Genomic DNA, 1,047 nt, shown 5'->3' on the forward strand with positions numbered 1-1,047 from the left:
TCAATACGCCGTTGATGTACTCAAGGTGAAGCACATTATTGTGTGTGGTCACTACGGTTGCGGCGGTGTTAACGCGGCGATAGATAATCCTCAACTCGGGCTTATCAATAACTGGCTACTGCATATCAGAGATCTTTACTTCAAGCATCGTTCTTACTTAGATCAAATGCCTGTTGAAGATCGTGCCGACAAGCTTGGTGAAATTAACGTTGCAGAACAAGTTTATAACCTAGGCAATTCAACCATCATGCAAAACGCATGGGAGCGCGGGCAAGATGTCGAAATTCACGGTGTCGTATACGGAATTGAAGATGGTCGCCTTGAATATTTAGGTATTCGCTCTAATTCTAAAGAGACCGTTGAAGCATCGTACCAGAAAGCACTGTCGACGATTTTAAACCCTGACAATAAGCTTCTGTGTCGCTAAGCCATAAAATCTGAATAAATAAAAAACGCCCATTTATATGGGCGTTTTTTTTGTATTTCGAATAGTGAACTCAATTATTCTTGAGGAACCACTTTACCGATGAATGGTAGGTGACGGTATTTTTGAGCGTAATCGATACCAACACCAACAACGAACTCGTCAGGGATTTCGAAACCAATCCAATCAACTGGCACATTTACTTCACGGCGAGATGGCTTGTCTAGTAGCGTACAAATCGCGATAGATTTAGGTTCACGTAGCGATAGGATTTCGCGAATTTTATTTAGCGTGTTACCTGTATCGATGATGTCTTCAACAAGCAAAACGTCTTTGCCTTTAATGTCATCATCCAAATCTTTCAAGATGCGTACATCGCGTGAGCTTTCCATCGTGTTGCCATAGCTTGATGCCGTCATAAAATCAACTTGATGAGTCAGTTCAATAGCACGTGCTAGGTCGGCCATAAATACAAAAGAACCACGCAACAAGCCAACCAAAACTAGGTCTTCACTGCCTTGGTAACGCTCTGTAATTTGTTTGCCTAATTCACGAATTCGTTCCTGAACTTCTTGCTCAGAAATCATGACTTCTATTGTATGTTTCATACTGTGCTCAATTTA

Annotated in this window: 2 protein-coding genes; one reads left to right on the forward strand and one right to left on the reverse strand. The window is 41.5% G+C overall.

Annotation, left to right across the window (positions count from 1 at the left end; genetic code table 11):
* A partial coding sequence (locus tag R7P69_RS25210) for a carbonic anhydrase (RefSeq protein ID WP_318121830.1) occupies positions 1–427 on the forward strand: 427 nt, incomplete at its 5' end.
* Between the two features lie 74 nt (positions 428–501).
* Here R7P69_RS25210 and hpt read toward each other — a convergent pair.
* Positions 502–1,032 carry a hypoxanthine phosphoribosyltransferase gene (hpt, locus tag R7P69_RS25215; protein WP_005479701.1) on the reverse strand — a complete coding sequence of 177 codons (531 nt, stop codon included), beginning with the start codon at positions 1,030–1,032 and terminating at the stop codon, positions 502–504.
* Between the last annotated feature and the right edge of the window lie 15 nt (positions 1,033–1,047).

It is taken from the genome of Vibrio sp. 661, assembly GCF_033339315.1.
GTDB lineage: Bacteria > Pseudomonadota > Gammaproteobacteria > Enterobacterales > Vibrionaceae > Vibrio > Vibrio alginolyticus.

Coding starts and splice junctions, on each gene's coding strand:
- hpt (WP_005479701.1), bottom strand. CDS start 1,032: ATGAAACATACAATAGAAGTCATGATTTCTGAGCAAGAAGTTCAGGAA.